7 protein-coding genes are annotated in these 9249 nt (G+C 71.3%); all 7 read left to right on the forward strand.

Annotated elements, in window-relative coordinates:
* Window positions 1-86 precede the first annotated feature (86 nt).
* Complete coding sequence (locus AB0P17_RS38185; protein WP_365818752.1) at window positions 87-1142, forward strand: LacI family DNA-binding transcriptional regulator; 1056 nt, start codon at window positions 87-89, stop codon at window positions 1140-1142.
* A 469-nt stretch (window positions 1143-1611) separates the two neighbouring features.
* Window positions 1612-2670: a LacI family DNA-binding transcriptional regulator gene (locus AB0P17_RS38190; protein ID WP_365818754.1), complete on the forward strand. Its 1059-nt coding sequence runs from the start codon at window positions 1612-1614 to the stop codon at window positions 2668-2670.
* 316 nt (window positions 2671-2986) lie between these two features.
* Complete coding sequence (locus tag AB0P17_RS38195; protein ID WP_365818756.1) at window positions 2987-4231, forward strand: sugar ABC transporter substrate-binding protein; 1245 nt, start codon at window positions 2987-2989, stop codon at window positions 4229-4231.
* 5 nt (window positions 4232-4236) lie between these two features.
* Window positions 4237-5229 (forward strand): sugar ABC transporter permease, encoded by a 993-nt coding sequence (locus AB0P17_RS38200; protein ID WP_365818758.1) that lies wholly within the window; start codon window positions 4237-4239, stop codon window positions 5227-5229.
* Window positions 5226-6161, forward strand: a complete 936-nt coding sequence (locus AB0P17_RS38205; RefSeq protein WP_365818760.1) for a carbohydrate ABC transporter permease — start codon at window positions 5226-5228, stop codon at window positions 6159-6161. Before AB0P17_RS38200 ends, AB0P17_RS38205 begins: the two co-directional genes overlap by 4 nt.
* 85 nt (window positions 6162-6246) lie before the next feature.
* Complete coding sequence (locus AB0P17_RS38210; RefSeq protein WP_365818762.1) at window positions 6247-7449, forward strand: family 1 glycosylhydrolase; 1203 nt, start codon at window positions 6247-6249, stop codon at window positions 7447-7449.
* Window positions 7450-7708: 259 nt separating this feature from the next.
* The coding region (locus tag AB0P17_RS38215) for a glucoamylase family protein (protein WP_365818764.1) at window positions 7709-9249 on the forward strand (1541 nt) is incomplete at its 3' end.

Genomic DNA, 9249 nt, shown 5'->3' on the forward strand with positions numbered 1-9249 from the left:
CGCCGGGGCTCCCACCAGGGTCCGCGCGCCCTTCCTGACCCGTACGGCATAGACTCGGCGGTGCACGAGAGCAGGGGGAAGACGTGGTGGCACGACCCAGGATCAAGGACGTCGCACGGCACGCGGGCGTGTCCGAGAAGACCGTCTCGAACGTCATCAACGACTACGTCCATGTGTCGGACCGGACCCGGCGCGTGGTCCGTGAGGCCATCGACCATCTCGGCTACCGGGTAAACCTGGCAGGCCGCCATCTGCGCACCGGGCGCAGCGGGATCATCGCCCTGGTCGTGCCGGAACTGGACGTCCCGTACTTCGCCGAACTGGCCCGGCACGTCATCCGCGCGGCCGAGCAGTCCTCGCTGACCGTGCTGGTCCACCAGTCCGGCGGGGACCGGGGCCATGAGCTGGCGGCGCTCGCGGGGTTCGGCTCCGACTTCGTCGACGGCGTCATCCTCAGCCCGCTCGCCCTGACCTCCGACGATCTGCGCGAACACGCGGGATCCCCACCGACCGTCCTGCTGGGAGAGCTGCTGGAGGAGGGGGCCGACCACGTGGCGATCGACAACGAACGGGCCGCGCGTGAGGCCACCGAGCACCTGATCGCCCGCGGGCGGCGCGAGATCCTCGTCATCGGGGGCCGCGACAGCGCGGGGCTGGGCACGGCGGAGGCGCGCACGCGCGGGTACCGGGCGGCCCTGTCGGCGGCGGGTCTCGCCTACGACCCGGCGGCGCTGCTCCCCGTGGCGGCCTTCCGGATGCCGGACGGGGCCGAGGCGGCGGCCCGGGCGCTGAGCGGCGACGGGCACCCCGACGCGCTGCTGTGCCTCAACGACCAGCTCGCCCTGGGGGCGTTGCGGACGCTGCACGAGCACGGGGTACGGGTGCCCGAGGACATCGCCGTGATGGGCTTCGACGACGTGGAGGGCGGGCAGTACAGCGTACCGACCCTGAGCACCGTGGCCCCCGACAAGGGAGCGGTGGCCACGGCCGCCGTGCATCTGCTGCGGCACCGCATCGACGAGGCGAACCGCCCACGGGACCCGGCGGACGAGCCGTCGCACGCGCCCCTGTCGCCGCAGGACCGCGTCGTGGCGCACCACCTCGTCCTGCGCGAGAGCACCGAGGGCGCGGCGCACGGCTGATTCCGGATCCGGGTGCCTCCGGATCAAGGTGACTCCGGATCAAGGAGGGGACGGTGCCACGGGCATGGCCCCCACCCTCGCGTCGTCGGCGTCACCAGCCCCGCCTCGTAGGCCAGGATGACCAACTGCGCCCGGTCCCGCGCGTCCACCTTCACCGCTGACCATCACCGCGGCGTGGATCGTCTACGGCGCGTGGGCCACCGCGGCGGTGGCCATCACGCTGCTCGTCATGAGACGCCGGGACGTATGACGCGGAAGCCTGCCGCCTCGGCCCCCGCCCGCCCCGTACCGGACCCGTCCCTGAGCGGGTTCCGGATGTCACGCCGAGGCCTTCGGCCCCGCTCGCCGCGCGAGGGCGGTCTTGCTCGGCGCCTGACCGGCGATCTAGGATGAATGCGCTTTCATAGCGGTTCGGTGGCAGGCATCAGCGCGTACCCAGGTACGGCGGAAGAAGCGGACGGTCGGTCGAGTGAGCGCGCCCACGGTATACGACGTCGCCGAGCGGTCGGACGTCTCCATCGCCACCGTCTCGCGGGTCTACCGCAACCCCGGATCGGTCCGCGCGCAGACGCGTGAGCGGGTCCTGGAAGCGGCCCGCGCGCTGGGCTACGTCCCCAGCGGGAGCGCCCGGGGCCTGGCCAGCCGCACCACCGGTGTGCTCGGCCTCTGCTTCCCGGACTACGCCGATCCCGATGCCGAGGCGGACGCGGAGGCGGAGGGCGACGCCGACGACGCGGTGATGCTGTACTCCGACCAGATCATCCGCGGCATGGAGCGGGCGGCCCGGCGGCACGGGTACGCGCTGCTGATCTCCGCGTCGCTGGAGGGCGGCCCCGAGAGTCTGGTCGCGAAGGTCGCCGGGCGGGTCGACGGCTTCGCCGTCCTCGCGCAGACCGTGCCGACCGAGGACCTCGAAGTGATCTCGAACCGGCTGCCGATCGTGATGCTCGCCGGGCCCCGCGAGATCGACCACCTGGACCACGTCGTGGTCGCCAACGCCGACGGCGAGCGCGCGCTCGCCCGCCATCTGATCGAGGACCACGGGCTGCGCCGGCTCGCGTTCGTCGGCGGCGACGCCGACTCCCCGGACGCCGAGGCACGGTTCTCCGGCTTCCGGGAGGCGTGCCGGGAGGCCGGTCTGCCGGTGCCGGACGCGCCCGACCTGCGGGCCGGGATGATGACCCGGGCCGAGGGCGCGCGCGCCGCCGAGCAGTTGCTCGACCGGCCGGGCGACCGGCCGGAGGCGATGCTCTTCGCCAACGACCAGATGGCGGTGGGCGCGCTGCGCGCACTGGACGGACGGGGCGTGCGGGTCCCCGAGGACATCGCCGTCACCGGGTTCGACGGGATCCCGTTGAGCCGGATCGTACAACCGGCGCTGACCACCGTACGGCAGCCGATCCGCCAACTCGGCGAGCAGGCCGTGGAGTTGCTGGTGCAGCGGCTGGGCGACAGCGAGCGCGCCCCGGTCTCGCTGATGCTGCCGGTCTCCGTCGTCCGGCGCGCGAGCTGCGGCTGCGGCGGCTGAGGCCGGCCGCACCGCCTCACGGGCCACCGGAGGCCCGCCCGTACGCCCCTCCGTACGTCCCTCCGTACATCCGTCTGCCCGCCCGTCCGCACGGTACGTGCCGTCGGAATGCCGTGCCCCGACGGCACGTACCGTGCGCGGCGCGTGCGCGCCGTGACCGTCGCGCCCGTCGGCGTGACCGGTGTCCGCGGGGTGTCCCGCACGTTGCACGAGTGTGACCCACCATCCTCTTGCGTATTTCCAGCCATCTGCCGCAGAGTGATGTATGCGCTTACAGGCAGCGCATACATCCGGATTGCTCAAGGAGGAGCCCTCCATGCCCCGCACCGCCAGAACCGTTTCGGCCGGTATCGCAGTCGCCCTCACCTTCGGTATCACCGCGTGCGGCGGCTCGGGCGGCGGCGACGTCGCCGCGGACGCGAAGCAGACGATCACCGTCTGGGCCATGGGGGCCGAGGGCGAGAAGCTCACGGATGTGGCCGAGAAGTACACCGAGGCCAACCCGAACATCACCGTCAAGGTGACTCCGGTCGGCTGGGACGTCGCCCACCAGAAGCTGGTCTCCGCGGCCGCCGCGGGCACCCTGCCGGACGTGGCCCAGATGGGAGGCAGCTACCTGGGCGAGTTCGCGGAACTCGGTGTGCTGGAGCCGGTCGACACCAAGACCTTCGACAAGAAGGACTTCTTCCCCGCGGGCTGGCAGCAGGGCGAGGTGGACGGCCAGGCGTACGGCGTGCCGTGGTACGTCGACACCCGCGTCCTCTACTACCGCACCGACCTGGCCGAGAAGGCGGGGGTCGGCAAGGCTCCGGCCACCTGGCAGGAGATGCGCGACCTGGCCACCGCGTACCAGCAGAAGGCCGGGACCAAGTGGGGCCTGTCCATCCAGCCCAGCGGCCTGGACACGGTGCAGAACTTCTACTCCTTCCTCTACTCGGCGGGCGGCGAGATCGTCGACGACAAGGGCGAGGTGGTGATCGACAGCCCCCAGGCCGTCAAGGCGCTCAAGGAGTACGGCGCGTACTTCGACAAGGGCCTGTCGAACAAGTCCGTGCAGCCCGGCTACGACGTGGTGAAGGACTTCGGCAACGGCCGGGTCCCGATGTTCTTCGGCGGCCCCTGGCACGTCACCCTGCTGAACGAGGGCCAGCCGCAGATCGCGGGCAAGTGGGCGGTGGCCAACGTGCCCGCCGACGCGGCCTCCGTCTCCATGGCCGGCGGCTCGTCGCTGGTGATCTCCAAGGACAGTGAGCACAAGGCCGCGGCGACCCGGTTCATCACGTACCTGACCGACACCAAGGGTCAGGCCGACTGGTACGAGCGCACCAAGGACCTGCCGGCCAACACGGCCGCCTGGACCTCCGGCGACCTCGCCGGTGACGCGAACCTCCAGGTCTTCAAGAAGCAGATGGACACCGCCAAGGCATCCCCGTCGCTGGCCGAGTGGACGGAGATCACCGACAAGGTGGACCAGGCCATCGCCAAGGTGACGCAGGGCAAGGCGTCCGCCGAGGACGCGCTGGGCACCGCGCAGTCCCAGATCGAAGGGCTCGTGAAGTAGGAGCCATGAGCACCACGACCGGAAAGGCCGCAGGGACGGCCCAGGTGCGGGCCGGTGCGGGCGTCGTCACGGCCCCGGCCGGCGGGCCCGGGGGGCCGCGAAGGCGCCGGAAGCCCTCGATGGGTGTGCAGAACGTGGCCGGCTGGCTGTTCTCCACTCCCTTCCTGGTGCTCTTCCTGGTCTTCATGGCCGTCCCGATCCTCGCCACGCTGGCGATGAGCTTCACCGACTTCGGGCTGCGCAATGTCACGCGCCCGCTGGACGCGGAGTTCATCGGCTTCGGGAACTACGTCAAGCTCTTCCAGGACGACAAGTTCCTCACCTCGCTCTTCAACACGGCGTACTTCGTCGTCGTCGGCGTCCCGCTGACGGTCCTGCTCGGACTGGTCGTCGCGGTCCTGCTGAACAACGGCATCGACCGGGCACGCACCTTCTTCCGCGTCGGCTTCTACGCCCCGGTGGTCACCACCATCGTCGCGGTCGCCGTGGTCTGGCGGTTCGTGCTCGATCCGAGCGACGGGCTCGTGGCGGGCCTCTTCTCCGAAGTGGGGCTCACCGCACCGGACTTCCTCGGCTCGGAGGCCCTGGCCATGCCCTCGCTGATCGCGATGGCGGTCTGGCGCAATCTGGGCACGGTCATGGTGCTCCTCATCGCCGGGCTCCAGGCCGTCCCCACCGAGGTACGCGAGGCGGCGCGGCTGGACGGCGCCGGGGTCTGGCAGGAGTTCCGGCGGATCACTGTTCCGCTGCTGCGCCCCACGCTGCTCTACGCCACGGTCATCACCACCATCGGCTACCTCAACGTGTTCGAGGAGCCGTTCGTGATGACGCAGGGCGGGCCCTCGGACTCCACCCTCACCGTGTCGCTGAACATGTACCGCGAGGGCTTCAACTTCTTCCACATGGGTTATGCGAGCGCCATGGCGTATGTCCTCTTCGTAGTGATCATGGCCATCACGGTGCTGCAGCTCCGACTGCTGAAGGACAACACGAAATGAGCGCCTCCAGTACACCGGGCGGCGCGGTGACGGCGCCGACGCGGCAGCCCGGGCCTCCCCGGCCGGGCCGTGCGGACCGGCGGGACCGGTCCTCCGGCCGTCGCCCCCGGTCCGCGGGCCGGTGGATCCTCGTCCACGCGCCGCTCGCGCTCGGCCTGCTCGTCATGTCGGCGCCGTTCCTGTGGATGGCTCTGTCCGCCTTCAAGACACCCGGTGAGCTGACCGCCAGTCCGACGGTGTGGATCCCGGCCGAGTGGACCCTGGACAACTTCCGGGACCTGCTCGACAAGCTCGATCTGCCGCTCCACTTCATGAACTCGCTGATCGTGGCGGTCCTCGTGACCGTGTCGAACCTGGTGTTCTGCTCGATGCTCGGGTACGCCCTGGCCAAGCTGAACTTCGCCGGCCGCGACAAGATCTTCGGACTGGTGCTCGGCGCCCTGATGGTGCCCGGCAACCTGATGCTGCTCCCGCTCTTCGTGCTGATGAGCAGGATGGGCCTGATCGACTCGTACGCCGGTCTGGTGCTGCCGTTCGCCGCCGGAGCCTTCGGGGTCTTCCTGATGCGGCAGTTCATGCAGTCGATCCCGGACGAGCTGCTGGAAGCGGCCCGGATGGACGGCGCCGGTGAGTGGTACATCTTCTGGCGGATCGTGATGCCCCTGGTGAAGCCCGCCCTGGCGACGCTCTCCATCTTCACGTTCCTGGGGTCCTGGAACAACTTCGTCTGGCCGCTCATCGCCACCAACGACCCCGACAAGTACACCCTGCCGGTCGCCCTGGCCACGTTCGCCACCGACCCCAACCAGGCCGGAGGTTCGAACGGCATGCTCATGGCCGGCTCCTTCCTGATCGTGCTGCCCGTCCTGGTGGTGTTCATCGCCCTCCAGCGGCACTTCACGCAGGGCATCGCCACGGCGGGCATGAAGTAACCCCCGCGTGGCGGCGCCCCGCCGGCCGCACCCCTCCGACCGCTCCGCCTTCCCCACCCTCCACGTACCGGAAAGACATCTCGTGATGACGCACACCCACGTCCCGTTCCCCGAAGGCTTCCTGTGGGGCGCCTCCACGGCCGCCCACCAGATCGAGGGCAACAACACCAACAGCGACTGGTGGGTCAAGGAACACACCGCGGGCACCCACATCCAGGAGCCCAGCCTGGACGCCTGTGACAGCTACCACCGCTGGCGCGAGGACATGGACGTACTGGCCGGGCTGGGCTTCACCGACTACCGCTTCTCCATCGAGTGGGCGCGTATCGAGCCCGCGGAGGGCCGGTTCTCGCGCGCCGAACTCGCCCACTACCGCCGCATGGTCGAGGGCGCCGTCGAACGCGGCCTGCGCCCGATGGTCACCCTGCACCACTTCACCGTGCCGCAGTGGTTCGAGGAGCGCGGCGGCTTCACCTCCGAGGGCGCCACCGAACTCTTCGCCCGGTACGTCGCGGCCTGCGCCCCGGTCATCTCGGAGGGCGTCGGCCACGTCTGCACCATCAACGAGCCCAACATGATCGCCGTCATGGCGGGCCAGGCCCGGCGCGGCGAGATCGGCTTCCCGCCGGCCGGGCTGCCGACCCCGGACGAGGAGACCACCCACGCTGTGATCGCCGCGCACCACGCGGCCGTCAAGGAGGTCCGCGCCATCAACCCGGACATCCGGGTCGGCTGGACCGTCGCCAACCAGGTCTACCAGGCGCTGCCCGGCGCCGAAGCGGTCACGGCGGCCTACCGGCACCCCCGCGAGGACGTCTTCATCGAGGCCGCCCGCGGCGACGACTGGATCGGTGTGCAGTCCTACACCCGGACCCGGATCGGCCCCGACGGCCCGATCCCCACCGCCGACGGCGTCGAGCGCACCCTCACGCAGTGGGAGTACTACCCCGAGGCGGTGGGCCACGCGCTGCGCCACACCGCCGAGGTCGCCGGCCCCGGCATGCCGCTGATCGTCACCGAGAACGGCATCGCGACCGACGACGACCAGCGCCGGATCGACTACTACACCGGCGCGCTGAACGAGGTCGCCGCCGCGCTCCAGGACGGGCTGCGCGTGGAGGGATACCTCGCCTGGAGCGCGCTGGACAACTACGAGTGGGGCTCGTACAAGCCCGCGTTCGGCCTGATCGGCTGGGACCCGGAGACCTTCGAGCGGCGGCCCAAGCCGTCCGCCACCTGGCTGGGCGCCATGGGCCGCACCCGCACACTCCCCCGCCTGGCCGACTGACGCCTCCACCGTCCCACCTGCCGGGCGCCACCCGACCCGCCGGGAGCCGCCCGTACGGTCACGCCCCTACGGGACCCGGCGCCGCCCGACCGCCGCCCGCCCGTACGGGACCCGGCGCCGCCCGACCGCCACCCGACCGCACGGGGCCCGGCGTCACCTGACCGGCACCGGGCCCCGTACACCGCTCGACCCCCTGAACCGCACCGCGTACGTCACGGAACTTCCCCCGTCCCCTTCTGTCACCGGGAGCTGGATCGTCATGGACCGTCGCACGTTTCTCACCGCCGCGGGGAGCGGAGCCGCCGCGCTCTCCCTCGGCGCCGCCTCCGCCCCCTCCGCACTCGCCGCGGCCTCCGCGCCCTCCGCCGCGCGGGACTCCGCCGCTCCGCCTCTGCTGCGCTGGTTCCGCGACACCCACCGCTCCATCGAGGCGATGACCACCGACCTCGGTCTCGCCGTCGACAAGATCGACCTCAGCGCCGCGGGCGGCCCCGTACTCTCCCGCCAGACCTCGCCGACCAACATCGGCTGCGGCCTCTGGTCGACCGTCGCCGCCGCCGGCCTCGGCGTGATCGACGACCGGACCATGGAGCGCCGCCTGGCACGCACCGTGGGCGCCGTCGAAAAGCTGGAGCGCCACCACGGCTTCTGGCTCAACTGGTACGACGCGCACGACGGTTCGGTGCTGACCAAGTGGCCGGAGACGGGCGCCCCGGTCCGCCCCTTCCTCTCCTCCGTCGACAACGCCTGGCTGATCACCGGGCTGCGCATCGCCGCCGACGCCGCGCCCGCGCTGCGCCCCCGGATCGCCCGCCTGCTCGCCACGGCCGACTGGTCGTACTACTACACCCCGTACGACCCCGCCGACCCGGTCGCCGGACCGGGGCAGCTGCGCGGCGGCTTCTGGACTGACACCGGGGAGCCGACGGGACACCACTACGGGGCCCTCAACACCGAGCCCCGCATGGCGAGTTACCTCGGCATCGCGGACGGTTCACTGCCCTCCGACCACTACTGGCACATGCTGCGCACCATGCTCCCGGAACACGAGCAGGAGCAGCGCCCGGGGGGCCGGTACGAGGTCATGGACGGGGTCCGCGTCTGGCAGGGGCACTACACCCACCGCGGCCGCGCGCTCGTTCCGACCTGGGGCGGTTCGATGTTCGAGGCGCTGATGGTGCCGCTCTTCGTCCCGGAGCCGGAGTGGTCGCCCCGGTCCTGGGGCCTCACCCACCACCGGTACGTCCGCGGCCAGATCGAACACGGCCTGGAGGAGGCGGCGTACGGCTACTGGGGCTTCTCCCCCGCCAACATTCCCGAGGGCGGATACCAGGAGTACGGGGTCGACGCGATCGGCATGCAGGTCGACGGGTACGCCTCCAACACCGACCGGACATACACCACGGACGGCGCGCCGCTGCCGCCGCCGTCCGCGTTCACCAACGGAGTGGTCACGCCGCACGCCTCCTTCCTCGCCCTGCCGTACGCGCCCCGCGAGGCGGTCGCCAACCTGCGCGCGCTGGACCGGGACTTCGGCGCGTACCACGACGGCTACGGCTTCCGTGACTCCGTCAATGTCTCCACGGGCCGGGTGAGCGACTTCGTCCTGGCCCTGGACCAGGGCATGATCGCGGCCGCCCTGGCACAGGCGATCCGGCCCGGGCTGCTGCAGCGCCCGTTCCGTACGGGGGGCTTCCGCGCCCGGGTCCACCGACATCGGCCCACTCGCCAGCGAGCGGGGCCGCGCGGATCTGGAGGAACTGGTCGAGGACGCGCTGGGCCGGGGAGCGACCGCGCTGT

It is taken from the genome of Streptomyces sp. NPDC088124 (genome assembly GCF_040685895.1).
In the GTDB taxonomy this organism is placed as follows: Bacteria; Actinomycetota; Actinomycetes; order Streptomycetales; family Streptomycetaceae; genus Streptomyces.